Source organism: Roseimaritima multifibrata (genome assembly GCF_007741495.1).
In the GTDB taxonomy this organism is placed as follows: Bacteria; Planctomycetota; Planctomycetia; order Pirellulales; family Pirellulaceae; genus Roseimaritima; species Roseimaritima multifibrata.
Map to the genome: position 1 here is coordinate 6,840,911 of NZ_CP036262.1, position 25,832 is coordinate 6,866,742.

At 54.9% G+C, this 25,832-nt stretch carries 22 protein-coding genes; 5 read left to right on the plus strand and 17 right to left on the minus strand.

The features are described 5' to 3' along the window. Positions 1-45: 45 nt before the first annotated feature. The 8 genes from FF011L_RS24730 to FF011L_RS24765 form a co-directional block, all read right to left on the minus strand. The gene (locus FF011L_RS24730; protein ID WP_145354607.1) at positions 46-1,287 is read right to left on the minus strand and encodes a tetratricopeptide repeat protein; all 1,242 of its coding nucleotides are present in this window, start codon (positions 1,285-1,287) and stop codon (positions 46-48) included. Next, positions 1,284-2,246 (minus strand): hypothetical protein, encoded by a 963-nt coding sequence (locus tag FF011L_RS24735; RefSeq protein ID WP_246109612.1) that lies wholly within the window; start codon positions 2,244-2,246, stop codon positions 1,284-1,286. Before FF011L_RS24735 ends, FF011L_RS24730 begins: the two co-directional genes overlap by 4 nt. Positions 2,247-2,295: 49 nt before the next feature. Further along, positions 2,296-3,453, minus strand: coding sequence for a multiheme c-type cytochrome (locus tag FF011L_RS24740; RefSeq protein ID WP_246109613.1), 1,158 nt, complete (start codon positions 3,451-3,453; stop codon positions 2,296-2,298). Between the two features lie 2 nt (positions 3,454-3,455). Then, positions 3,456-3,866 (minus strand): hypothetical protein, encoded by a 411-nt coding sequence (locus tag FF011L_RS24745; protein WP_145354608.1) that lies wholly within the window; start codon positions 3,864-3,866, stop codon positions 3,456-3,458. A gap of 11 nt (positions 3,867-3,877) precedes the next feature. Then, positions 3,878-4,966 carry a DUF1559 domain-containing protein gene (locus FF011L_RS24750; protein ID WP_145354609.1) on the minus strand — a complete coding sequence of 363 codons (1,089 nt, stop codon included), beginning with the start codon at positions 4,964-4,966 and terminating at the stop codon, positions 3,878-3,880. Positions 4,967-5,770: 804 nt separating this feature from the next. Further along, the gene (locus tag FF011L_RS24755; protein ID WP_246109614.1) at positions 5,771-6,193 is read right to left on the minus strand and encodes a hypothetical protein; all 423 of its coding nucleotides are present in this window, start codon (positions 6,191-6,193) and stop codon (positions 5,771-5,773) included. Continuing rightward, positions 6,193-7,275 (minus strand): DUF1559 domain-containing protein, encoded by a 1,083-nt coding sequence (locus FF011L_RS24760; protein ID WP_449314213.1) that lies wholly within the window; start codon positions 7,273-7,275, stop codon positions 6,193-6,195. The genes FF011L_RS24755 and FF011L_RS24760 overlap by 1 nt, the downstream gene beginning before the upstream one ends. A gap of 1,096 nt (positions 7,276-8,371) precedes the next feature. Beyond that, positions 8,372-9,688 (minus strand): replication-associated recombination protein A, encoded by a 1,317-nt coding sequence (locus tag FF011L_RS24765; protein ID WP_145354611.1) that lies wholly within the window; start codon positions 9,686-9,688, stop codon positions 8,372-8,374. Between the two features lie 24 nt (positions 9,689-9,712). Between FF011L_RS24765 and FF011L_RS24770 the strand changes: the two genes are divergently transcribed. Then, positions 9,713-10,213 (plus strand): DUF1499 domain-containing protein, encoded by a 501-nt coding sequence (locus tag FF011L_RS24770; RefSeq protein WP_218932866.1) that lies wholly within the window; start codon positions 9,713-9,715, stop codon positions 10,211-10,213. Positions 10,214-10,232: 19 nt separating this feature from the next. Here FF011L_RS24770 and FF011L_RS24775 read toward each other — a convergent pair whose 3' ends face one another. Continuing rightward, positions 10,233-10,892, minus strand: a complete 660-nt coding sequence (locus FF011L_RS24775) for a zinc-ribbon domain-containing protein (protein ID WP_145354613.1) — start codon at positions 10,890-10,892, stop codon at positions 10,233-10,235. 92 nt (positions 10,893-10,984) lie between these two features. Between FF011L_RS24775 and FF011L_RS24780 the strand changes: the two genes are divergently transcribed. The 3 genes from FF011L_RS24780 (at position 10,985) to csrA (ending at position 13,968) form a co-directional block, all read left to right on the plus strand. Next, positions 10,985-12,940 (plus strand): flagellin N-terminal helical domain-containing protein, encoded by a 1,956-nt coding sequence (locus tag FF011L_RS24780; RefSeq protein ID WP_145354614.1) that lies wholly within the window; start codon positions 10,985-10,987, stop codon positions 12,938-12,940. Positions 12,941-13,046: 106 nt separating this feature from the next. Beyond that, positions 13,047-13,505 (plus strand): flagellar assembly protein FliW, encoded by a 459-nt coding sequence (gene fliW, locus FF011L_RS24785; protein WP_145354615.1) that lies wholly within the window; start codon positions 13,047-13,049, stop codon positions 13,503-13,505. A 235-nt stretch (positions 13,506-13,740) separates the two neighbouring features. Then, positions 13,741-13,968: a carbon storage regulator CsrA gene (gene csrA / locus FF011L_RS24790; RefSeq protein ID WP_145355921.1), complete on the plus strand. Its 228-nt coding sequence runs from the start codon at positions 13,741-13,743 to the stop codon at positions 13,966-13,968. Positions 13,969-14,090: 122 nt separating this feature from the next. On the opposite strand, the gene FF011L_RS24795 is transcribed toward csrA, so the two are convergent. Further along, positions 14,091-15,884, minus strand: coding sequence for an FMN-binding protein (locus FF011L_RS24795; protein ID WP_145354616.1), 1,794 nt, complete (start codon positions 15,882-15,884; stop codon positions 14,091-14,093). After that, a complete protein-coding gene (locus FF011L_RS24800) occupies positions 15,881-16,774 on the minus strand; it encodes a purine-nucleoside phosphorylase (protein WP_145354617.1) in 894 nt (297 codons plus the stop codon). The genes FF011L_RS24795 and FF011L_RS24800 overlap by 4 nt, the downstream gene beginning before the upstream one ends. 135 nt (positions 16,775-16,909) lie before the next feature. On the opposite strand from FF011L_RS24800, the gene FF011L_RS24805 reads away from it, so the two are divergent. Continuing rightward, a complete protein-coding gene (locus FF011L_RS24805; RefSeq protein ID WP_145354618.1) occupies positions 16,910-17,560 on the plus strand; it encodes an RNA polymerase sigma factor in 651 nt (216 codons plus the stop codon). Positions 17,561-17,888: 328 nt separating this feature from the next. On the opposite strand, the gene FF011L_RS24810 is transcribed toward FF011L_RS24805, so the two are convergent. The 6 genes from FF011L_RS24810 to FF011L_RS24835 all read right to left on the minus strand — a co-directional run bounded on the left by FF011L_RS24810 (position 17,889) and on the right by FF011L_RS24835 (position 25,502). Further along, a complete protein-coding gene (locus tag FF011L_RS24810; protein WP_145354619.1) occupies positions 17,889-22,187 on the minus strand; it encodes a cobaltochelatase subunit CobN in 4,299 nt (1,432 codons plus the stop codon). Between the two features lie 90 nt (positions 22,188-22,277). Further along, positions 22,278-22,697 (minus strand): DUF2149 domain-containing protein, encoded by a 420-nt coding sequence (locus tag FF011L_RS24815; protein WP_145354620.1) that lies wholly within the window; start codon positions 22,695-22,697, stop codon positions 22,278-22,280. Further along, positions 22,690-23,283 (minus strand): MotA/TolQ/ExbB proton channel family protein, encoded by a 594-nt coding sequence (locus FF011L_RS24820; protein ID WP_145354621.1) that lies wholly within the window; start codon positions 23,281-23,283, stop codon positions 22,690-22,692. Before FF011L_RS24820 ends, FF011L_RS24815 begins: the two co-directional genes overlap by 8 nt. 67 nt (positions 23,284-23,350) lie before the next feature. Then, positions 23,351-24,091, minus strand: coding sequence for a hypothetical protein (locus FF011L_RS24825; RefSeq protein ID WP_145354622.1), 741 nt, complete (start codon positions 24,089-24,091; stop codon positions 23,351-23,353). Next, positions 24,091-24,498: a hypothetical protein gene (locus FF011L_RS24830; RefSeq protein ID WP_145354623.1), complete on the minus strand. Its 408-nt coding sequence runs from the start codon at positions 24,496-24,498 to the stop codon at positions 24,091-24,093. Before FF011L_RS24830 ends, FF011L_RS24825 begins: the two co-directional genes overlap by 1 nt. A 23-nt stretch (positions 24,499-24,521) precedes the next feature. Further along, positions 24,522-25,502 carry a DUF1559 family PulG-like putative transporter gene (locus FF011L_RS24835; RefSeq protein ID WP_145354624.1) on the minus strand — a complete coding sequence of 327 codons (981 nt, stop codon included), beginning with the start codon at positions 25,500-25,502 and terminating at the stop codon, positions 24,522-24,524. Positions 25,503-25,832: the final 330 nt, after the last annotated feature.

The following is a 25,832-nucleotide window of genomic DNA, read 5'->3' on the forward strand; positions in this document are numbered from 1 at the left end:
AAGTTGCTTTAAGAGAGCGTTCTTTCGCCGAGCAAAAGGCGACACTTAGCGCCCCACCTGAAAACAACCAAAATGATTTACGGCCATCGACGTTATCATTTCATCGGCCTGCGACGCTAATGCCGGGTCCTGCTGTTTCGCAGCCTTTGCATGTTCGGCTGCCAGACCACTTTTCTGATGGTCCTGCAAACATTTCGCCAACATCAAATGGTTGGTTCCACTCGGGTACCGTTCAACCAATTCCGTGTAGGCTTGCTCCTCGGCCAGCTTCATCCCCAAATGACGGTACGCATACGCGATTCCTTTAAGAGCACTGCTTAACCCCGCAACCTGTTGCGGTTGTTCAGGCTGTTCTTTCCAGTAATCAGCGGACGCTTGGTAGGCTTTCAAACTTTCTTCATAACGTTCCATTCGCTGGTAACACAATCCTTGATAATCGAGTGCAATGGGATGGAAGCGATCGCCTGAAAGCAACGGCTGCAATTTCCGTAGTGCCTGCTGCGGTTGCTCTAACTGCAGCAACACTCCGACGCGTCCGCCCAATGCAGCCGTCGGCGCCGACGGACTTAAAGGACGCTCCGATTCAAGCATGAGTTGCCGGTTCGCTTCTTGCAAATCCTTTACCAGGCTTCCCAGCGGAATTTCCTGCACCTTCCACTGCGGCTGTAACTGCCACAAGCGTTCGGCTTGGCCTAGACCTCGCAAGATTCTCTGATCTTGTAGCGAACGATTCAGTTCCGTCCGCAGGCCATTCGAAGCGCTGTCCACGTAAAGCGCTGGCAGGCAAACCGCCATCACCAAAAAGGCTAAATCCCAGCCCCAGCGACGATCGGAATTCCCCGTCAAAATCAGCTTTGACCAAGCGACCGCCAGCCCCACGGCCGCCATTGAAAACCAAGCCACCACCACCATCCACGGCCATGTCCCCCGAGAAGCGATTCCCGATTGGATCTGAAACGAGGCCGCCTGATAGACGACAAAAACGATTACCACACACACTAGAAACAACAGTGCACGTATCCCGATCGAAACGGCTGAAGCTCTGGCCGCAAATCGCAGCGAACTGGGCAGCACCACCAACAAAGCACACAACAGAACATCCATGCGTCCAAACACAAGGATCGCTTCCCCTGACCCGGCACGCAACTGACTGAACGCTGCAAAAACCAACGCGATTCCAAGCGTCAGTCCCAGCCCAGACAGCCAATGCTGCTGTTTCGCGTCACCCGTATTCACAGCGGAAACTGCCGCTGACATTTCGGGAAGTCGATTCCGTTTGGCATTCATACTTGCCCCGCCACAGAAGAGGCCGTTTTGGGTTTCGGGGACTTCCAAATCATCCCGTCAAAACCGTAGTGCATGAAAGCGACCATCAAATTGATGGTCACCCAAAATTCAAACCAGCCCTTGGAAACCAAGTAGTTCCCAGCTCCGATGACCAACACAAACACCATCAAGAACAGCAACCAAGTTCGAGCCATCGAACGAAACAATTTGGTCGTCGACTTTGATTTCTGGACCGCCCAGGTCACGATCGACATGTATTCCAATGAATGAAACACCGCAGATGCCAGGGCCAACTGAATCACCAACGAATTATTTTCGTAATGGCAGGCAGCCAGCATTGCCACAAACAGGACCATCACGCTGGTCAGGTAGGCGACCGAGGGGAACCCGGTTGCCGGATAACGGTACCAACGTCCCAATTGCCGCAGGACAAAAAACAAAGGGACAAACAACATGCTTCCATCCAGCCATGCCGCGATTTCACTGCCGCCAAACGGCCCGTCCTGCCATCCCCAACCAGCAACTCGAGCGATCGTGTAAAGCATGAACAAACGAAAAAAGACCTTCTCCACACGCAGCGCCACCGAACTGCTGGAACAGAAACTCTTCCGCTCATAAATCCTGAAAATACCGTGATGCTGTGAGGAAAAATGCCAAGCGTTCCAGATGTAATCGACCACACCTAAACAGAGCAACGAACCAGTACCAAACTGCACGCACAGACAGACCGCAATCACGACTCCAGCGAACCCAATAAAGGTCCAGCGCCGATCAACATATTTGTCATGCTCGGCAGCGACCAAGATCAACGTAATCCAGCGATGCGGCGCAGTGATGAAATAGATCTGCCAAAACAACAGATTTTCGTGCGTGGTGATCCCGCCGGTGATATCGACCAGCAGCAGTAACGGCCAGAACAGGTTTGCAATAAATAGCAAATCGACCGCTGGCGAAAACAAGAAACCGTATTTGTTCGTCGCAGTGCTAGGCGGAACAGAAGGTGCGTGACTATTCAGGGGACCGAATCCAGTGATCGTGGAACTCGATTCCCGCCGTCCATTCGACAGCAGGCATATGACATTGAATGCAATCGCCAGTCGGCATTTGCGGGCAGTCGTTGGAACTTTTGGGCTGATGACATTGTTGGCACCGTTCGATGTACAAACGGCGATCGGTAGAAACCGCGTCATGTGCATCATGACAACTGGAACAGCCCATCTTCCCTGACGACTCGATAAAGCAGCGACTCTTTTTTAGTCCGTAGGGTTGAAAACGAACCAGTTCTTCCGGAGTGGCAGTGGGCGAAACCGAATCCGCATCACGATGACACTGCACACAGACCTTCATCGCTGCGGCCGGATTATCAAGCGTGACCAACGGCTTCGCCTGTTCGGCCAGCCCCTGCTCAGCCATCACCACATGTTTCTTACGCGGCCCATGACAGCGCTCACAGCCAACATTCGCGATATACAAATCCTGACGAATGGGCAAGTTCGGCGGAGGGCTCATCGTGGTGTGACAAGCCAAGCAGGCTCTCACACTAGCGTTATCTAGCGGACGTCCATAACATTCGATCGTCCCCTGCTGATAGTCGTCGAACCGTTCATGATCGGGAGTCACACCAATCGCATCGGAGGGAGCTAGGTAGGACCAACGCATTTCGACGCCGCGTTGTGACGATTCATCGACCCAGATCGGTGTCTGAGCATGGACTCCAGAACCAAGCAGCCAAGTAACGGGCATGGCGGGTGTGCCAGGATTCGCAACATCCTGAACGGTAAACTGATTATCGCGAGTCTGAAATCGGAAACGTTGGTCGCGTCGTGGGTCCTCATAGGTTGCCAATTCAAGCAACTCTTCCGCCCACTGCGAATCGTGCATCATGGCCAGAGTATGTGAATGCCCGCTGCGTTTGTGGGCCTTCATTTCTTCGGCGTGGCAGGACGCACACGCAGCGTCGCCTGCAAAATTTGCAGCGATCAGCGCCTTCCAAGCTTCAACCTGTTCGTCGACAGGCGAACCGCCATCGAAAGGCTGAGCGGCATGTTCATCGGTGGTAGGTAGAGACCCACCGGTACCATCCCAGCCACCTGTCAAATAGATCATCGCCGCCGCCAAAAGAATGACGACGGCGATGGGAACGGCAATACGAACCGGATTGATCAAAATTAACCTAACGGAGCGTCTTTAATTTTCCAAGCTTCACCACTTCGCTGCAGCGTCCAAGTCTGCTCGACTTCGCCGGTATCCTTACCGCCCTTTCCGCTGTCACTACCTCCGGTTTCAAAAACACCACCAAAGATCTTAACCTTCAACGTAGCGTTATCGCCTTCGATTACCGGTTCACCCACAACTTCATAACCACGCGAAGCGTACTCCGAACGGTTTTTGGGTGCGGCCCCGGCCACAAAGGCTTCCTCAAACATTGCCTGATCGCCTGCTGCATCGCCCAAGCCTTCGACTTGGGCGTAGGCGTCCTGTTCCAAAGTCGATACAGCTGCGGCACCTCCGCCACAGCCTAGCATCAAACCCAAAACGGGAAGGGAAACGGCAAGGATCCAATTTGCTTTTTTACTCATTTGAATTTCCATTACTCCGAAATAGCCTCACCACCTTGCGCGGTCGCCAACGCATGCCAAACATTAACACGATCAATGGTTTCCGAAACAAAATGCACGGAACCATCCGCCCTTAACGTATTGACCCCGGAAGGATGCAAACTCCTAGCGGCCGCATAAACATCGGCTGTCGCTCGTTCCTCGGTACAGATCAAATTCGGTCCGGCTTTAGAGACAAAACTCTCATCGCAAGCAGCGATCACGTCGTTTTCTTTCGAGTTCGGACTAAGGAACGCCGAGAATATCGTAGCCCCCATAGCAGGCGACATCCAGACTCCACGAATGTCCGTTTTCGTATCCGTCGACAGAACCTCACTTAACGCAATCGTATTACTCATTCCATCTACAAAGTCCTGACTTCCCATTCCATTCTTATTCTGGAATCGATCGCCACTGCCACCAAGGCTTTTCACGATCTTTTCCTGAGTGGTGTAGTAGGTTCCAAACGCACCGCGAGTCTGATTGGATTCCCAGGAAAGCATATTTCCAGATCCCCAGCTAACCGCGTAGTTGCTACCTTTGGCGACCGCTTCTAGCCCATAACTACCATCGGTAAACTGAACTTCCGAATTCAAGGCAGTTGGACAGCGGGCGAACTCAGGCAACTGATCGCGGCCCGTATGATTTGGAGCCTGCCACTCGCAGTCATCGCATGGATTCTGAGTGTGCTCGTCAGCGCGAGCCGCTTCGCAGCTCTTGATCCGGTCCCACATAGCGGGCTGTTCCATGAATGGGAATAGCATTGGCAGCCAGTGCCAACCCAATTCATTCTGTCCATGCTGCCAGCCACCCGTTTTGTAACGGTTACCCGATTCGTCGTAGCACAAGTATCCCGGCGGGAACGATCCATGAACATCCATGTGATTCTGCATCGCCAACCCCAGTTGCTTCATGTTGTTTTGGCACTGCATCCGCCTCGCTGCTTCACGCGCCGCTTGGACCGCAGGCAACAACAACCCCACCAGCACACCAATGATTGCAATCACGACCAACAATTCAACAAGCGTAAACGCAGGCCGTCGCCCCGCGTTCCTGAAAAAAAACTTCTTTTCTTGAGACATGACACCCTCACCTAAAGAAAAACGTTAAAGGGTGAACGAACCGACGATTCAATCCCTCCCAAACAAACAATCTCGAGAGAAGAAGCACCAGTAACGAACACCCCCCAAAAGGGAACGGCAAGGCATCCTACGGTTTCCCGCACCAAATCGCCAGAAAAATCTTAACAAACTAATCATGGTTTCAAGAACATTCCGAACGCATCTAGGGAATCGATACCCCCAGTGAGCCTCCTTTCCGGCTGACGGCTGAGGAATCCCGCCTGCCGAAAAGATACATGCGTTCAGTATGCCCGATCGATTTCGGGCTCTCTTTCCGGTTGAGGCAACAGCCGCTGCCACTCATTGAAATGGTTACTCAACCCTCCGGACTGAGACCTATCGATAACGCACAACCGAGCAGCGCCGACAACCTCTGGTAGAGGAATCTTGTTTTACATTCCGTACCAAAAAGCGTTTAAACAAACGCGAGCAGTGGAAGTGGTCTAGTAACCGAGTCGCGTACCTGTTTTCACGCTTAGTTAGGTTCGACCCCGCTCATGAAGAGCAAAACGGTTCCCTGAGCAAGGGGAAAGAAACCGCGTGTAAAACCGAATGCCAGAGTAAGAACAGAGGTCACCCTCTCTTCGTGATTTACTCTATAGCGTCTCCATGCCCGCCTTTGATTTCGAATATCCGCTCCATACCAAACAAGTTGGCACGGAGCCGATTCCAGTCGTCGAGACCTTCGCACTCAAACACCATGAGAGCCGAGGGGCCATCCGCGTAAGCAGAGCGCCCCGATTCTCGGAACCGGATTGATCAAAATCAACCTAGCGGAGCGTCTTTAATTTTCCATTCTTCGCCACTTCTTTGCAGCGTCCAGGTCTGTTCCACTTCACCGGTTTCGCTTCCAACGCTACTGCGGTCGCTGCTACCTGTTGCATGCACACCGCCAAAAATTTTAACGGTAAGCGTCGCCGATTCGCCATTAACTTCTGGCTCGCCGACAACTTGGTAACCTCGGACTGCGTAGTCTTTGCGATTCTTCGGAGCCGCTCCTGCGACAAAGGCTTCGTTGAACAGCGTTTCATCGCCAGCAACGTCGCCCAGTCCTTCGACTTGTGCAAATGCGTCTTGCTTAAGCGTGGCAACCGCAGGGGAACTTCCACCACAGCCTACAACCAAGCCAAGCACGGGCACACAGGCCAACAACATCCACTTCATCTTGATATTCACTTTCGTATTCATTATTCAGAAACAACCTCACCATTCTGTGCCGTTGCCATCGCTTGCCAAACATTTACAAGATCAATGGTTTCAGACCCAAACCGTACGGAACCATCTGCCATCAGCACATTCACACCGGAAGGATGCTGGCTTCTGGCTGCGGCGTACACATCGGCGGTTGAACGCTCTTCGGCACAGACCATATTCGGTCCAGCTCCGGTGGAGTAGCCTTCATCGCAAGCCGCGATAACATCGTTCTCTTTTGAATTTGGACTCAGGAAAGCCGAGAAGATGGTCGCTCCCATCGCAGGCGACATCCAGACTCCGCGAATATCGGTGGTGGTGTCGGTCGACAACACTTCGCTAAGTGCCATGGTATTGCTCATGCCGTCATCGAAATCTTGGCTGCCCATTCCACGTTTGTTCTGGAAGCGGTCGCCACTTCCTCCCAAACCGACGACGATCTGTTCCTGCGTCGTGTAATACGTCCCGTAAGCTCCGCGAGTCTTGCTGCTTTCCCAGGAAAGCATGTTTCCCGATCCCCAGCTGACCGCGTAATTACTTCCCTTGGCAAGTGCTTCTAGGCCATAGCTACCGTCACTAAACTGGACCTCTGAATTGGTTGCTGAAGGGCAACGCGAGAAACCGGGCAACTGGCCTCGGCCCGTATGTTCCGGAGCTTGGTATTCGCAGTCATCACAAGGGTTCTGCGTATGCTGCGGGCCGCGGCGTTCCTCGCACAGTTTGATCCGCTCCCAGAGTGCTGGCTGTTCCATGTAAGGGAAAAGCATTGGCAACCAATGCCAGCCCATTTCATTTTGCCCATGTTGCCAGCCACCGGTTTTGTAGCGATTCCCCGATTCGTCGTAGCAAAGATAGCCTGGCGGGAACGAGCCATAGGTATCCATGTGATTGTGCATCGCCAAACCCAATTGCTTCATATTGTTTTGGCACTGCATTCGGCGAGCGGCTTCGCGAGCGGCTTGAACCGCCGGCAACAACAACCCCACCAAAACGCCAATAATGGCAATCACAACCAGCAATTCCACAAGCGTAAATGCCGAGCGTCGCCCAGCAATCGCAGCCGCAGACTTATGTCGCATTGACATATCAATAAGTCCTCAATGATTCCAACAATTCTCTTTCCGGCGCGAACCAATTGGCTCATAGAAACGGCTCGGAAGAATATCTCCCGCGGATTAGAACCACCGACAATGAACAAAAGGTGATCGCCGCATTAAGAATAGATGAAGAGCCCTTAAAAATTTAATTGAACGTCGCCTTTCGCGTCCGGTCGACCCTCGTAGCTCCGACCCTCGTAGCTACGCCTCTCCGAGGCGGAGAACCCTGCAAGCACGAGTCTCGGAGAGACTCTACTACGTGCTATTACCCTCACCCGGATGGCAGTCCCTGGACAGCGATGTCGCGTCGCCACACCCTCGTAGCTCCGCCTCTCCGAGGCGGAGAACCCAGCAAGCACGAGTCTCGGAGAGACTCTACTACGTGCTATGTCCCTCACCCGGATGGCAATACTTGGACAGCGATGTCGCAACGCCTCACCCCTCGTAGCTCCGCCTCTCGGGACGCGAAAAGAATAAGTAAAGAAAATCTGGCTCCCCTCGTCCTCAAAACAAGCTCGCTTAAAACAGGTTTGATATTGAATCACCTGTTCGCCAGCTAGTTCAGTTGAACGCGATTCAAAGGCTTGTTTTGGGGGAGAGGGGCTGGGGGAGAGGGGGCCGACAGAGGTAGGCAAGGGATGACACAAACGCTTGAATTGCGGGACGTTATCTGGTCCTGCACTGCAAAATCGCCTCGCGGAAATCCCCCCTTTTCCCCCAGCCCCTCTCCCCCAAGCAAGCTCCGCCAAATCAAACGAAAAGGCCGCGACCACGGAATGAGCTAGCTAAGATTTCTTCCGCAACAAAGGCTTGCTTAGGGGCGAGGGGAGCCAGACTTTCGTCAGTTATAAATTTTTAGCCTCTCCGAGGCGGAGAACCCAACAAGCACGAACCTCGTAGCTCCGCCTCTCCGAGGCGGAGAACCCAGCCAGCACGAGCCTCGTAGCTCCGCCTCTCCGAGGCGGAGAACCCTGCAAGCACGAGTCTCGGAGAGACTCTACTACGTGCCATTACCCTCACCCGGATGGCAATGCCTGGGCAGCGATGTCGCGTCGGCTACGCTTCAGCTGACGAAACCCTACTCGCCTTTCAATCGCTTGCGGATTTCGACTAGGCGGGTTTGCAGCTCGGCTTCGAAGCCTCGATCGGTTGGCTGGTAATACTCTTTGTCGACACCCAAATATTCTTGTGCGGCAATCCCACCCTCGGCATTGTGAGCCAACTGATACCCCTTACCGTGCCCCAGATCTTTTGCTCCTGAATAATGAGCGTCACGAAGATGCATGGGGACGGGGACGATCGAGCCATGCCGGACATCGGTGCGGGCAGCCCCGATAGCCGTTGTCGCCGCATTGCTCTTTGGCGCACAGGCAAGGTAAGCGACCGTTTGGCTAAGCGTTAACTGACACTCGGGAAGCCCGATAAACTCACAAGCCTGCATCGCACTTACCGCAACGGTCAGTGCGTTGGGATCGGCGTTGCCGATATCCTCGCTTGCCAAAATCACCAACCGTCGACAGATAAAGCGAATATCTTCGCCTCCTTCCAACATCCTAGCCAACCAGTACAAACCCGCATCGACATCGCTGCCACGGATACTCTTGATCAGGGCACTGGCCAGATCGTAGTGATCGTCACCGGTCCCGTCGTAGCCAACCTGCTTCTGCTGGACCGATTCACGGGCGAGCGACTCGGTTAACTGAACCGGTCCGTCCCCTCGATCGCTCAGCACGGCAATTTCCAACGCCGTCAGCGCACGCCTAGCATCCCCTTCACAGATTTTGGCGAGAAAATCGATAGCCGCGTCTTCGACTTCGATGCGGATATGTCCCAGCCCCAATTCCTTGTCGGCGATCGCGCGTCGTAGCAAAGCGGCGATATCCTCCACCGATAATGGATTCAATTGGAAAAGCTGACTACGACTGAGAAGGGCTGCGTTTACAGAGAAAAAGGGGTTACTGGTGGTCGCCCCGACCAGCGTAACAATTCCCGCTTCGACATCCGGCAACAGGACATCCTGCTGTGATTTGGAGAACCGATGAATTTCGTCGACAAACAAGATCGGGCGCCCCGCACCGGTCGCGACCTGATCCTGAGCCCACTGCATCACTTCGCGAACTTCTTTGACTCCGCCGGTCACGGCACTGATCTGACGAAACCCACCATCGGTCTCGCTAGCCAATAGATTTGCGACGGTGGTCTTCCCGGTTCCCGGCGGCCCGAACAGAATGATCGATCCCAGTCGACCTGCATCGATCATTCGCCGAAGCAATTTGCCAGGCGCTAGAATATGTTGCTGACCAACCAGGTCCGCTAAACGCTTGGGCCGCATCCGGGCAGCCAACGGCATCGCATCGCGAAGATGATCCGCTTCGGAATCGGCAAACAGACTCACAACAGTCCCAATATTCAAAACGACATGAAACAAATTCCTAACCCGCAGCCTAAACGGTATTCCCCCTTCCGTGTACTAGCCTCCAGACGCCGGCTGATTCTAGGGATCGCCCTGGTTTGGATGAGCATGTGGGTGTTTGATTGGAGCCGCGATTTTACCGAAAACCGAGCCTCCACCGACCCCGAATCCGATACCCCTGACCTTCGCCCTCTGCGGACGCCAGAGTCGGTCGAAAAGGTTGCTGAAAAAATCGAGCAATGGGTAACGGAACAACCGAACTGGGAACTCCAGTCGGTCGATGCCACTGCCGCCATCACCAAAATGCATCTGACCCGTCGGTCGCGGCTCTTTCGGTTCGTGGACGATGTCCATGTCACGATCCAGCGTCCAAACGACCGCGAACGAACCGAAGTCTCCGCCGTCAGCCAATCGCGCGTCGGAAAAGGGGACCTAGGACAAAATCCGAGAAACCTTAAAAAGCTACTTGGCGATCTCCGGGCACAACGGACGCAAGACCCGCAATAGGCACAGCGATGTGGATCGCTCAATTCACCAGCGATTCGATGTCCTGCTGAAATTGTTCGTCCGAAATCACGCCACGTTCTTTCAGCGACTGCAGGACCTCTTGTTCCGTAGCCGACACCCCCGCTTCCACCGAAGCGACCAAGAATAAAGTTTGGATGGCCATCCTGAACTGCGACTCCGACCAGGTGTGATCGACACTGAGCAGATAATTGCGGATTCCAATTTTGTTCTGAAAAGCAATCGAGCAATATTCGCCCAAGCTTTCGCGGTCCAGCAGAATCCCCAGTCTTTCAGAAGCGATTTGCAACAGAGACGCGATCATCTGTTCGCTGATTTCCCCCTCAGCGATCGCCAAATGCACGGCCGCCTGCATCAGTTGCTCGCGGAAAACGGACTCCTCTTCGCCTTCGCTTGGCAAATTGGGAGCGGCATGTGAATCGGGACGCTGAAGCACTCGTTCGTCCCAAAACTGGCTGCACTGCAAGCACTGAAGGACTCGCTGAGCCCCCCCGACGGGGACCACGGGAAGGAAATAGATCGTCAAATATGGACGCCGCGATCGAATCCGATAATTTTGCCAAGTCCTGCATTCAGGGCAGACAAAGTCACCTTTTTCCGCTGTTCGCGTCAAATTCATTGTCCCCACCACAATCATTGGCGGAGCCCCTGGAAATACCATCGAAGAAAAACAATCAATCAAATGGGATAAAAAACCGAAACTTAGATAGACCTCTGTTCTTTCGTATCGACTGTACTGGTTAGCAGACCCTTATGTCAGTGTTCCCTACTGCCGGAAGCCGAACCAGTGTGCCGCTGCAAAACCAGCGTCTACTGACTCAGTTGCATGCCGACCAAACGACAATCCAGTCCTATTATGACCAGTTAAGCACCGGGCAGCGGATCCAGCGGATCGGCGAAGACCCGGCGGCGGCCAGTCGAGCCATTAGCTTGCAAAGTTCGATTCGCTACGGCGAACAATTGGTCCGAAACGCGGATGAAACAACCGCATTTTACGCTTCGGCCGACCAAGCGTTAAGCGTGATCGATGACGCATTGATCGAATCACGCGGAGCCGCCGTCCAAGCGGCGTCCAATGTCCTCCCCGATGATGAACGGGAAGCGATCGCGATTGGAATCCGCCAGGCGATGGAACAGATCGTCAGCGCCGGCAATACCACTTTCCGCGACCACCAAACACTCTCGGGGATCCTCCAAACAGGCCCCTCCCTGGTCGCGGAAGCGGGGACCGTCCTGTTCACAGGCACTCAGGCCACCGGCCAAACCAAGGCAAGTGGTAACGTGACCGTCCAGACAACGGTGGCGTTGCAGTCGGCGCTGGGGAACAGTGAACCATTGGTTCACGGCGAACCGCTGGACACCACCCTGACGGAAGCAACACGATTGATCGACACTCGAGGCGGACAAGGCATTCGCCCGGGGCCGCTCCGGATTTCCGACGGCACGAGCTGGCAAGAAGTCGACCTCAGCACCACCGCCACCATCGGCGACGTCAAGGATGTGCTTGAATCGATGGACCTGAATGGAAGGTCGCTGTCCGTAACGATCCAGAACGATAGCCTACGAATCGAATACCAAGACGGACTCGCGGGAACGCTGGCAATTTCGGACCCGCCCGGATCGAGCACAGCAGCCGACCTGAACATTGAAAACAAAGACGGTTTTGATCCCCCGCCGCTTATTTCAGGCAAACTAACGCCCCAGGTGACCGCCGGAACAACCCTTGACCAGCTGAACGGTGGCGCCGGGATCGATGTTTCCGCAGGGATTCAAATCCAACAGGGCAATGAAACTTTTACGATTGACCTGAGCGATGCCGAAACGGTCGGGGATGTGATCATTGCGATCAACCGCAGCGGTGCCGATGTGCGGGCGGTTGTCGACCAGACGAACGGCCGAATCGACATCGAAGCCCTCCGCGCCGGCGTCGATTATTCGATCGGCGAGAATGGCGGGACCGCTGCAACGGCGCTTGGAATCCGCAGTGCAACGGCCGAAACCACGCTCGATTCACTCGGTCACGAGCGCGGGATCCTGAATCTTACCGACGCCCCGGAACTGACCATCATCCGGCCCGACGGGACCGAACTGGAACTGGAATTTGAAGGCCTGGAAACGGTCCAGGATGTCCTCGACGCGATCAATGACCACCCCGACAATCAAGATGTTCGCCGGGTCACTGCGTCCCTGAATTCGGTTGGGAACGGAATCGAATTGGTCGCGCCCCCCGATGCGAATCCGCTGACCGTGCGACAAGCCGAAGCGAGCAGTGCAGGAAACCGACTGGGGCTGATTCCCGAAGGCGAAAACGAAGCGGTCGGTTTCACCCAAAGCGGAACCGCCGTCTTTGTGGGCAGCGATTATGCCCTCCGCGAACCCGGCGGCGCGATCGACTCTCTACTACGACTGGAACAAGCCGTTCGCGACGGCGACACGTACGAAATCGGCCGCCTTCAGGAACAAGTCGATGACGCTTTAAAACAGGCGGTGACCTCTCGAGCCCGAGTCGGCATCTGGACTCAAAATATAGAAATCATGCGAAACAATGCATCGGACCAAGTGGTTTCCTTGAACGAGCAGCTATCGAACACGATCGATACCGACTTCGCGGACGTGATTGCCAACATGAATGCCAGCCAAACCGCACTGCAAGCGACCATGCAGCTGATCGGGCAAACGTCGCAGTTATCCCTTTTGAATTATTTGTAACGATTTTGTCGATTGAGACAGCCCTTTCTGCCGAAGAAAAAGAACAGCCCATACTCTCTGATTGCCAGAGCGTTTCGGCACCCGCCTCTTTGAAGAGAATGCGACCATGCGTATCGACACGACGCGATTCGGCAAACGAACACTGAACGAAGACCAATTGCTTCTGTTTCCACAGGGTTTAATTGGAATGGAGACGCTACGTCAGTGGACGTTGCTCCCCGATCCTGAAAACCCTGCGGTCGCTTGGCTTCAATCCGTCTCGCGTGGCGACCGAGCTCTGGCTCTGGTCAGTCCGCGTGCCTTCATGCCGACCTATAAAGTTCGCGTGGGCCAACGGGACCTGACACCGCTAAATCTGCGGCCAGGGGACCACACCTACGTCCTGAGCACGCTATCAGGGCATGTCGGCAATCTGACCACAAACCTTCGAGCCCCAATCATCGTCAATTTGACGCGGCGACTGGGATGCCAAGTCGTCACCAATGACGAAGCTCCACTAAGGTTTGCGTTACCGACGCAGCGTAGTTCGCTGGACCATTTGAAGAACCTCCGCACGGCGGCCTAACCCGTCTGCGATAAACGAGATCGATGTAATCGGAACAACTGGTCCGAGGCGGAATGATCGGCGGAAGCCGCACCTTAGAAAGTGATATCAACCCTCGCCCCATAACGTCCGATGATTCCCTTTGTCAGCCACTGGTTCCCTTTTGAATGATTCAAAAGGCCCACCCGAATTAAGCACCGGCCGACACCTTTGTATTAACGCCCCAAGCCACGCCCAACCTGTATTCGAGGGCAATATGCTGGTCCTGTCGCGACACCGTGATGAAAGCATCATGATCGGTGATGACGTTGTTGTCACGATCGTTGACATTCGTGGCGACAAAGTTCGCTTGGGGATTGAAGCTCCACAAAGCATCCCCGTGCATCGCCAAGAAGTCTACGACGCAATCCAACGCGAAAATCGCCGCGCCTCTCAAATGGGGCCCGGCGCAACCCGCGACGTTGGCGATACGCCACAAGAATAAGCTTCATCATTTTTGATTTTTTTTAACGGCGTACGGCACAATTGTGTCGGACGCCGTTTTTCGTTGGAACCGAACATCAATGCCTAGCGTGACAGTCGGTCCCAAACAAAAGACGTCTCTGGCTAAACCAACAACCAGACCCAAGACCCCAGCAGCATGGCAACCACAACGGCGTCACCTGGGGTCACTTCTGCCGACTTTCGATGCGGTCGCAAATAGGTCAACAACTGGCCGGTTGGGCACCCGTAACGGCAATACGCCATCGGCTCGAACAAACTGATCACGATGGTCACGACGGCCAGCAAGATCCCGCCGCCTGCGCCGGTCCACCAGAGATAAGCATCAAACGGCTCCCACGCTGCAAGGTTGGTCTCCCAGCCGATCAATGTCACCACGTAGGCAGCCACCAACAGACTGACCGCAATGTATGGGCCTCGGAATCGTTTCAGAAAACGAGGGAGTTTGAACCGGCGAGGCAAACGCTGCTGGATCGCTCCGTGCGGACAGATCTGAGCGCAGTAATAAGGCGTTTTTGATATCGCTGCTAAGCCTAACGAAACGACATAAACCGCAGCCAGACCGGGTGCCAGTCGCCAGGCAATCCCGCCAGAACTCCATCCCATCACCAAGGCGATCGACAACAGATTACCGGTCAGCAAACCAAACCCAACGATAACAACTACCTGCCAGCCTAAGCGGACGATCCGGTTCCCGCGCAAACGGGATCGCGACAATCCAAACCCAAATACCAAAATGACGATACTGGCAATCGATTTTGCGGACCACTGGACTCGTGTCCGTTCGGCAAGCCGAAGCTCGGTCGCCCGCTGCTCTTCAATCTGTTGAAGTCGATTTTCAGCCGCAGCAATCACGGTTTCCGCAGCGGCCATGCTGGTCATCGTCGCTCCGGACACCCCTTCCATCCCCAATTCACGCACATCCAGAACCGCCAGTTCTTCCCAGGTCTGATTGCGCAGTGGATCGAAATACCAGGGCTCGTCATCCATATAAGAAACGTAGGGCTGATTATCGAACGACGACCGAATCACGATCTGTTGCAGTCGCCCCTCCGGATCCAGGCCAAGCAATAATTCCGTCGGCCCCTGATACCCGTTTAAATGATCTTCGTAAGGCCCCGTGCGGACCAACGTTCCCAGCCGCTCTCCCTCGCGATTCAGAACCGTCCGTTCCGCTTCACTGAATTCCGACGGCACCAATTTAGATGCTTCAGGAAAAAACTTTTCGGCTTCGGCAAGCGTTAACGATTCAGGAAAGCGAGCCGAAACCGATATCGATTCGCCTCGACGAACGGCCACGGCATCTCGAATTGCCAAACTGGTTAACGTCGCCCCCGAAACCACATCGACGACCTGCCGGGACGAGGTCGGATCGGCGTCAAGAAACTGGTTGAAAAACGCCGGTTCTTCTTGGATAGCAAGAACATGATCGACCGTGTCCCAGCTCTTCTCTAACTCGACGCCGACGATCCGGTTCTCTCCATCCAGCCCCAGCAATAAATTGTTGGGACCTCGATAGCCGGTAATGTTTTCTGTCATTGGCATCGTCTGAAGAATCTTGCCGAGAGGTTCCCCCTGATCATCGACTACCACGCGGAATGCCCCATTGGCATCATCCTGACTGACAGGTCCGCAGACGGCACGTTTACCAAACCATGCGGACAACGCCCCCGCCGAAGGCTTCGCCACCGCCGTCTCTTGAACTTGGCTTGCTTGGGCGTATCGCCGCTGCTGAGCGTACCGAAGCGTTGCCACCAACAGCATCAACAAAAACAAACGCAACCCATGCACTGCCACGGTTCGCCAGCGTCGACGTGCAGGCGGCAAACCTTCAGCCTGATGGTTCGTCGATCCGCTGGGCACATTCACAACAGGAAGGGCACGCTCTGGTTTGCTCATTTCCGAAGGACCGCTTGAACCATTTGCAGCATTCGCGGCTCGGCCTGTTGCCCCGCCGCCAAGACTTCTTCGTGATTCGCCTGCTGAGCCGTATCGGGGCTGGCCACATTACTGACCATCGACAGGGCAAGCGTCGCCATCCCCATTCGGGCCGCCGCCAAAACTTCGGGAACGGTGCTCATCCCCACCACGTCGACCCCCATCCGGCGCATCATTCGGTACTCCGCCCGCGTTTCGTAATTCGGTCCCAGCACGGCTAAGTAGGTCCCGCACGTCGCCGAGAATCCTCCCTGGCGTGCTGCGGCAAGGGCTTTTTGGATCATCCCCTCATCGTAGACTTTTTTGCCTCGACCGATTGGAACCGGAGCCCGTGCAAAGGGATCGCTACCAAGCAGACGGGATTCATCAGTAACTTGGTCGACTTCCGCCTGCGGTGAAAACCGCGCCAGCGGCGAACCGCTCATCCAGTCGATATGATCTTCAATCACCACGATATCGCCAACCTTTAACCCTGGGCGAACGCCCCCTGCAGCGTTGCTGGCGATCAAGCGTTCCGCCCCCAACCGCCGCATGACTTCCACGGGGAACACCACTTGACCGTTAGACCAACCGCCGTACCGATGCAACCGACCGGCCATCACGACAACCGGTACGCCCCCCAACCAGCCTCGGACCAATTCGCCTTGATGCCCTGCGGCGGTCGTCTGGCCAAAACCGGGGATGTCAGCAAACCCGATCCGTACTGGTTCTTCGATTTTGTCGACAACGCCCCCGAGGCCGCTTCCCAGTACAATTGCAACTTCAGGGCGAGGCCCACCAACGGCTTCGATGGCGGCTAAAGCCTCCGATAAATGTCCCACAAACTGGCTTTCGGTCTCTAAGGTATGCATCGTTGACAATCAAACAGTATCCGTTAACGTGCGGATCGACACGTCCGCCCTCACAAAAATAGCGCCCGACATCGCAGCTGAACAGGCCTTTCAATAGAATACAAGCAATGGGGCTGAACCGAAGGTACACGAAGCATGCATGAGACAACTGGACCGGACGCACAGATCGTGGAACGAATCCGCCAAGGGGACACGCGAGCCTGGGAGGATCTAATCCACCGGTACGAGGGTCGCCTGTTGGCATTTGCCGAGAGCCGCGTAGGGAACCGTGCCGCCAGCGAGGATATCGTTCAAGATTCTTTTATTGGCTTTCTAACCAGCTTGCCCAATTTTGACGGCCGTCGGCCTCTGGAAAGTTATCTCTTTTCGATTTGTGCCTACAAGTTGACCGACTACCTGCGCCGCGAAGGGCGCCGCCCTGCCCTGCGGCTTGATCGATTGACCAGCCAAGGCGACGGGGACTCAGTCGCTTGGCAATTGGAAGGGAACGCTCGCCCGGCCAGTTCCATCGCCCGCAGCGTCGAACGAAAAAACTTGGAAGAAGCCGCCGTCCGCGAAGCGATCGATGACCAGATTCAACGCTGGCAAGAACGAGGCGATTGGCAAAAACTGAAGTGCCTGGAAATGCTGTTCGTCCGCGGCGTCAGCAACAAAAAAGCAGCCGCCGAATTGCAGCTAAGCGAACAGCAAGTCGCCAACTACAAAAGCGATTTTCAAATTCGCATCCGAGCGATCATTCGACGCCAAGACCTCAGCGAAGATGTCTTTCCAGAACTGGATGCGTAAGCCCACATCTTTCCCCGCCTGACACGCCCAAATCGTCATTATCGCATGCCAATGATTTAATGACTGGAGGACCGTATGTGATGCCACGATTTTTTAAAACGGCGAAAGCTCCCTCTCGCCGGTGAGCGTCACCGCATAACCCGGAAAAGGCCTGCACCTATCGTTGACGCGATTGGTGGTGCTCGGCAACCCAGTCTTACTGCTTTCCCCTATTTCAGGATGAGAAGCGTTGATTCCGGACGCAACGCCCCCTCCCCCAAGGCCGACGCGCGGACGTGGAGGCTCGATTCTTCGCGACGATGGTTGTTACTGGCCGCTCTCCCAATGGTTAGTATCCCATTTTGTTAGCGGGAGGGAACACAATCCCTAGACCGAGGCCGATTGCAAAAATTGCGACACCTAACCAAATTGCCAACAGGGGACTTCGTTGCTCGATCGGTTCCATTTCCGCCAGCTGGTTCTCGACTTCGTTCATCTCGATCCCTTGAACTTCAGGGGGCGTTTCGCCCGGCTGCAACGCAGATGCTAGAGCCAGCTGATAAGCCTCCACCGACTGCGGGCTAACCTCGTTCCCTGGAGCAGTAAGGTGTTCCATAAGGAATTCATGGAACGCAGCGTTTCCACAGGTCTCATAGGAACAGGCTGCCCCATGTTCGGCAACCAATTCAGTGTGCACTTCGGCTAAGTTCCGAAGGACCTCAGGACCGGGAGTCCAGTAACCTTTGCGAGCCGTTTCCAGCATGACCGCTGCCATATCCTGTAAGGCGTACGGGTTCTTCTCTTCGAAGTATTCTCGCATTTGCAAATCGTGTTTGTCTTCGACATAGACACGATAAGTCTCGTCCCACATGTCCTGCCCAATCGCAGCGGGCTGCATTACATTCCAGCCATACATATTGCGAACGGATTCGGTCATTGATGCCGCGGCGCTAGGCCCTTCACGTTGCAAGCTTTTGATGAACTTAGGATTCCAAAGGGCGGTTCGCGCTTCTTCGCGGATCGCTCCCACGGACGTGGTCACGCGCGCACGCCCTGGTTGGCGCTGATCGCTGAAGTATCCCACCGGATCTTTGCCGGTCGTTTCTCGCACCGCCAGCGTGATTCCTCCCATGAATTCATAGACATGGTCCAGCGACAACGGTCCCCATGTATTGGAACTGCGCGAGTGCACGACCGCATCGACACCTTCCATTTGAGCCTCTAGTAGGCCGGGCAAAACCGCCCCCCACCGCTCGCCATCGCGGTAAACACCCGACATATTCTCTACGTACCTCTGTGCGACCTGGCTACCATCCTCCCAGGTGTCTCCTTTTTCAACCATCCCCAAGATCTGGGTGCCGTAACTGCTGTTGGAAGCCGCTCCAAAGACTCGAGCAGTAGCGAAATCCCGAGCTTGTTGGGCGGAGACGCCATTGGACTTCAGAGCCAGTTCAGTCTGTTCGGTCCCTTCCCGCACGTAGTTCGGCTGCCCGTCGGGGGCGAGCCGACCAACGATTTGGACCGCTTGATCGATCAAGGCAATCCGTGAAGCCGCCGCATCGCGGAACTGGCCAGAAGTTTGCACCAATACATCGATTCGCGGACGGGCAAGTTGCTCAGCAGGGATCACCTCAACGTCATAGGCGACCCCCCTTGAGTTCCATACCGGGCGGACGCCCATCAGATACATAATCTGAGCAATGGAGGTTCCTTTGCCGCGAATGAACTCTCCTCCCCACAAGGAAAAGGCAACTTGTCGCGGGAATTCACCTTGGTGGGACGCACGATGGGCCGTTAGCATTTCATCGGTTAACTTCACGCCGACACGCCACGCTTCCAATGTCGGCGTCTGCTCGGCGTTAATCGAGAACAAGTTTCGCCCCGTTGGTACCGAAGCCGGGTTCACCAGGGGATCGCCGCCACTAGATGGAGCGATGAATTCAGCATCCAAGGCGGCCAAAATTTCACCAAGCTCATGACTGGGCGATGACCGTAGGTTGGACGCGTTCTGCTGAATTGTTTGTATCAATTCAATCAGCCCCTGTTGTGCCGCCGGTTGCTTGACGACCCATGAACGGAACATGTCTGCGGAAGTCCAATGGGTCACATCTTCTGGCGCTGCAACCGCTTGCTCGGCAGGTTGATCGACCGGTCCCACTGGACGCTGAGGCTTGCCGCCCGAGTGCCCTTCATTGGGTCCCTCTTTCGCTTCCGCCAAAACAGGGGCCGCTGCAGGAGGTTTGGCAACTTGAGTGGTCGCTCCCGATATACCATCGGGGCTAGCGGCAGCTTTATCGGCTGGGTGCCCGGTGGCTGAGTGGTTCCTGGCGGCCTTGACAGCGTCGTCGATGGCGGCCTGTTCCGCTTCTGTGAACAGTTGATCGACGTCTAAGTCCCCTGCCAATACGCTTTGGACAAAATGGTCTGCCAGCTCCGACGAATACTCCTGATGGCCGTCGTCGTCCGATTTCCCAATGGCCAGCAACAGTTGATCGATACCTTGCTCCCCCATCATGGCAGTAGCGGTTTGCTGGACCTGCTCTGTCGTCCACTCCCTACCAATCACATGCAATCCGTCGGTGACACTTTGCCCCTTCAACTGGTGAATATAGTTATGAACCTCCTCAAGTTCTGATTCGGATAACAACCTCGTTTGCAATGCTTCCGCATCCAAACCCAAATCCTGCTCCATCTTTAATTCCTTTACCAGATCGGTAACCGACCGCAAAGTTTCTTCGCGGAGCAGTGGATCCTCCACCTGTTCCCAATCGTGGATTTTGTCATGCAGCAGCGAGAGATCCCCATACAAGCCTGATTCCATAAAAGGGGGCGTTAGGTGGGAAACGATGACGGCATTGGAACGTCGTTTGGCAACCAAAGCCTCCCCGACATTATTGATCACATACGGATAGATGTGAGGAACATCACCGATCAGAATCTGTGGCCAGCAGTCACGGCTTAAGCAATTCGACTTCCCGTAAGTGAACTCAAGCGAACCATGGGTCCCGAAATGCATGATGGCATCCGCCTGGAAACCGTGACGAGCCCACAGGTAGGCTCCAAGGTAGAAATGGGGCGCCGCTTGATCCGTCCCGTGGATACTGCTGATCTCGTTTTCGTTGTCCCCACCTCCTCCTACGGTTGGCTGCGGCATGACAACCACATTGCCAAACTGGATTCGACTGACAACCAAATGGGGCTGCCCATCGACATTGGTCACCATTTTGTCACCCGGCAGATCACCCCACAGTTCGATCGATTCCTTCTGCCGCTTGGGCGAAAGTGCCGACCGGAACCAACGGGCATAAGTTTCGGCGGGAATGAGTTCCGGTTCCGCTTCGTCCAGGAACGTTTCAAATGCACCCAAAGCCCACTGCCCCAGCGTCTTTCCCTTCGTTTGAATCTGCTCGAACAGGGCGTCCGGCGACTCGGGCAATTGATCGCCCAGATCGTAACCTTCGCGTTCCAGTCGCTTGAGCGTATTCCATAGTGAGGGAGCGACCTCCAAACCTCCAGCCGATAGTGCGGACATCCCTGGCGATTTGTAATACACAATGACCAGTTTTTTATCGGCGTTATCCTTCTTCCGTAATTTCAACCAGTTCAATGCCAGGTTCACCCGTGCATCGATCTGATCATCCATGGGAGTGCGGACGCTCAGCATCCGCTCATTCGGCTCCATTGAGGAAACCACGATCGGTTCAATGATTCCGTCCAGTTCGGGGGCGGTGATCGACTGCCCCATGAAACCGCCCTCCATCCCCCGTTCATCTGCAAGCCATTGCTCACGACTTCCACGCAGCGGTAACGCACTGACGATAGGGCAGCCCAACTCTTCAAGAACTTTTTGCCCCTCCAGGCCACTGCCAAATCGCCCATGCGGGAAGGTCAGGATCAGGTCGGGTTGGATCTCTCGCAGCATCGGAAACAATTCGGTCCTTCCAAACATCGGATAGACCTTTGCTCCCCCATCCTCAAGGGCCTGCAAGATTTGGTCGACCGGCTTCTGATTCAGACGATCCTGTGGGTCCACGAAACTACCCAACAAGACAACTCGGGGCTTGTCGCTTTCTTCCCCAAACCCCCGTTGTGTTTGGAAGGTCTCAAAGGCTTCCAGGCTTTCGAAGACTTTTTGATCAAGGTGAAAAAGCCCAAACTGCGGGACTTCAACAAGTTCCGGTACCGCAACTTCACGACCGCCCAAATGATGGGCCGCATAGTGAGCCAGCCCGATCAGGTTCTCTTCGCCCCCGTGACGCATGTAGTCCGCAATCGCTGCTCGATGCGGTTCCGGGACGGACGTCTGCTGGTCCGAGATCGCATTGGTCGCGGTGCGAACATAAAAATGTGTCCCCGCATCTCGAGCTTTGGAAAGTCTTTCGACCTGTTCGGGCGTTAAGTTCAGACCTTGGCCGCGGACAAAAACGAGATTGTAATTTTTCAAACGCTCCGAATCGATACCCGAATCATCAAATCGATGGAGCGAGTAGTTCGTCTTCTGGATCGCACTTTCCCAGTTGGCCCAATGAGTATCTGAGAAACCTACCATCGCAATCCGAAAAGGACGCAAATACTCGTAGTAGGCCCACAGCCCGACTGCAAAGCAGACGCCAAGCAGCGTTAGGGAAACAGCTAATTTTTTGATCATTCCCAAGTACTTTCTAAATCTCAATGTCTGAATCGAGGTTCTCGCCTACCGAACCTGCTGAATGTTCTGTCCAACGTCCGCGTGACGCCCCTACTCTTCTGCAGGGACATAAATGACGCTCCCGTCCGGCAGGCGATAGGCTTCGCCCAACAGTTCTCCCTGCCCTGCTCCCGTCGATTCAGAAGCTTCGTAATGCTTGATCTCTTCGCCCACTTTGGTCACGATTTCCATGTCCGGTGTTCCGGGGTTGGTGATAATGGTGTAGTCGCTTTCCTTCAGGAGTGCGGGCACCTGCAGGAAGGAAACCAACGCAACCATCAACGCGACCGCAAACACCATTGCCACATCAAATAGGTTGGCTAACCCGGCAAGCGGGTCATCCTCGGAGTCATCCTGGACCCCCAAGCCTCGCCTTAACCGGCGGGCTCGTAAATCCTTGAGCGTTAAACCGTCGGCAGCGGGAGGCGTCGAAGGAGACGAGGACAAAAGTTGTGGATTCGCATCAGACATAGGTAACCTTTCCGGTTGTCCATCGTTCGGCTGCAAAGTTCAGGAGCGCTGCATCGGATTGATACCAGTGCTTCTTAACCGATACCAACTGCCCCGCTACGAGGCCGATGAACAATCCCAGAACCGTGGTTGAAAATGCGACAACCAGGTTATCGCTCATCGTCTGAATATCACCAACCGCCAACCCGACAAGCGCGGGCCCCAGAGGAATCAAAGTCCCCATCAGCCCCAACGCAGGTCCAATCTTGGCGATCCTGCGAAGCCGGTCTAATCTCGCTTGCCATTGCATTTCGGCTTGCTCAATCAGGTAGGCAATTCGGGGAAGATCTTCACGCGCGGACGTTAGTTCACGAATCCATTGATGCGATTCGCCCCCCTTGCTTGGTTCGGGCCAGGACGGTGCCGCTTCGCGGATTGCCGTTTCCAGCTCCACCCGGTACGCGGAAGCCTGTTGTCGGCCGAGGAATTCCTGCAAACACCTTCCGCACTGAATAAGCACACGCAGCAGCGATAGGAGCAACAGGAACATCACCGGCAACAAAAGGGCATTGGAGAGCACATAAAAGGTTTCTGATATTTGTGTCATCGTCTTATTGGGTTGAAATGAACGGTAAGAAAACGCATTTGCGTCCGTTGATTGGCAGTTACTCGTCTTAGGGCGACGCCACCAGACGTCGGTTTCGGCGAACTTCCAGCACGACCCCCGCGGCGATGCAGGCACCGATCACCAGCACGCACGGGAGGAGCGAACGAACGGCTGCATCGGTCGTCGCCTCGGACGGTTCCGTTGGCAGCGATCGGTCCGCGGTGACCGCCAGAAGAACGAGCACTCCGAGGAGTACGCCAGAAAGCAAATGCACCTGAGACCGACGGTTCGCGGACAGCAGGATAGCCCCACCACTACAAACGGCCAGTAGCACAACGGCCGTTACACCGACCATCACGCCTCCCCACTCGGGCCTCGCTCCTACCTGCTGCGACAACCACATCTGCTGTGCCAGCAGGCCTCCCAGCAAAATCGGCAATGGAGGAATGCAGTGCAATACTCCTAACAGCAAACGCCACCGTTCCTGATGCAACGTCGAAACGGATCGCAGGCCAAGCGAAAAGGAAAAGCCTGTCACCAGAACTTGAATTCCTCCAAGCAACGCCAACGTATTAGGGTTCAATAGTTTCTCGCGGAGGTCAAACGGCGAAGTCGAATCGGCGATCGGGTTCAGCAGGAACACCGACAACCCAACAACTCCCCACGCGAATGGCAGCAAAAACCACTGTCGTGAAACCGCCAATCCGGTGGTTTGCCAAACCACGGTCAGGGCGACACAACAGGTCAGCAACGCGGATTCCGAACTGGAAAAGCACGTCTGGCCAAGGGAGGTAAAAAACCACAACATTAAACCGTCCCTTCCGTTTCGATTTCAAGAAAGGGTTCCCCAACACCCTCCACAAGAGGCCCCGCTCGGCTGCCTTTAAATTCAAGCAGAACCCATTGGCAGGACTGCTCGACCGCCTTGACCCAATAAATTCGCTTCGTTGAACCGTTTACATAGCAAACCGGTTGGCCCCGAAGTCCGGGGTTCTCAGCGACTTGGGGGCGGGTGGAAAAATAGGCCGCAAGTTGTTGGTCTAACTTTTCGTCCCACACTTGTTTTGTCCAGGCAACCCCTTCAAGCTGCAACTGCTCCGGCATCACTACCACCGAGCGAGTCCCCGATGAGCCACTGCAGCCTACCGAGAACAGCACAAGCATGACGCCGAATGAAAGCGGATAGAAGGAACGAACTTTTACTTGTCGTAACATCGATGAATACCTGAGGCAGCGGCCTAGTTCGGAAAATTACTTAGGACCTGACCATCGTGGCGATTGTGCAGGAGACGCCACGTGTCCAGGTCAATCGTTTCGGCAACCAACCGTACACTGCCATCCGCCAGGGCGAGATTCACACCGCTTGGATGTTGGCTTCGGGATCCAGATACAGCCTCGCCATGATGCGAAACATCTGGGACATCGGCGTTCGGCGGAAAGAAGCCGTTAATAAATGTGTGGTATGTAATGTTCCGAATCCATTGCCCCGCGCGCCGCCCTTCATATCGTGTCGCCGATCGGACAACCAGCGATTCGGCAGTGGCAGCACATGGCCCCCCTCCGCTAACGCGTTTGATCTGCGTGCGGTGGTCGACAAGGCTGGTTGTGTCATCACCACGCATTCCCAATAGGGTTTCTGCTAATAGGATCGTGTTACTTGTGCCGTCCGTGATGTCCGCAAACCTGACATTCGACCCGCGCCAGAACATCCCATCGGTGTCCGATCGACTGCAGTAGGACAGTCCAACCCCCGGCCCTGCGTTGACCATATAGTTCAAACCCGCCCAGCGAACGTCGCTGTCGTCGTCGTAGTAAACGCTTCCCGGATCGCTTGGACAAACAAAAACGCTTAAAGCCTGTCCCACCAAGGGCTCCATCCCCGTATTTAGGTCTGGTGCGTTGGCTGCTCCGGTCAATAGCGGTCGACTGTAGTCGATTAGATCGCCCAGATTGGCTTGTTCGATATAAGGCAACAGTTTCGCTTGGGCGGAGTACCCGTAAAGAGAATCGGCCGCCGGATCAGGGAAAGTTTGAAATGTCGATTCGTAGTTGTGGGCCGCAAGGGCTAACTGCTTCAGGTTGTTCGAACACTGCATGCGACGGGCTGCCTCACGAGCAGCCTGAACTGCGGGCAATAGCAAGCCAACCAAGACGCCGATGATGGCGATAACCACCAATAGTTCGACCAAAGTAAAGGCCATTCGATGTTTCGTTTTCATTTTTCAGCAGAGGGGATTATGGATTGTGGGTCGTCAAATTTTGAATACGGCGTGCGAAACGTCGGGCCCACCGCCAGCAATCTTGGCAGCGTGCGCACCCGAAGCGCAGACGCGATCGATACTTCACCATTTGGTGAGGTCAAAAGAGACCGAACCAATGGGACGTGCGGATACCTACCCGTCCGCAGTGCAGGGACGTTTCCCAAACTTGGGCGATGTAGGCGCAGAGGCACCGACGGAAATTAGACTAGAGCCCGAGTGGCGGCCCACGTGCTTGAAAAGCTGAATGGGGCATTGGGCTATAAGAAAGGTAAGCCAATGCAACCGCAT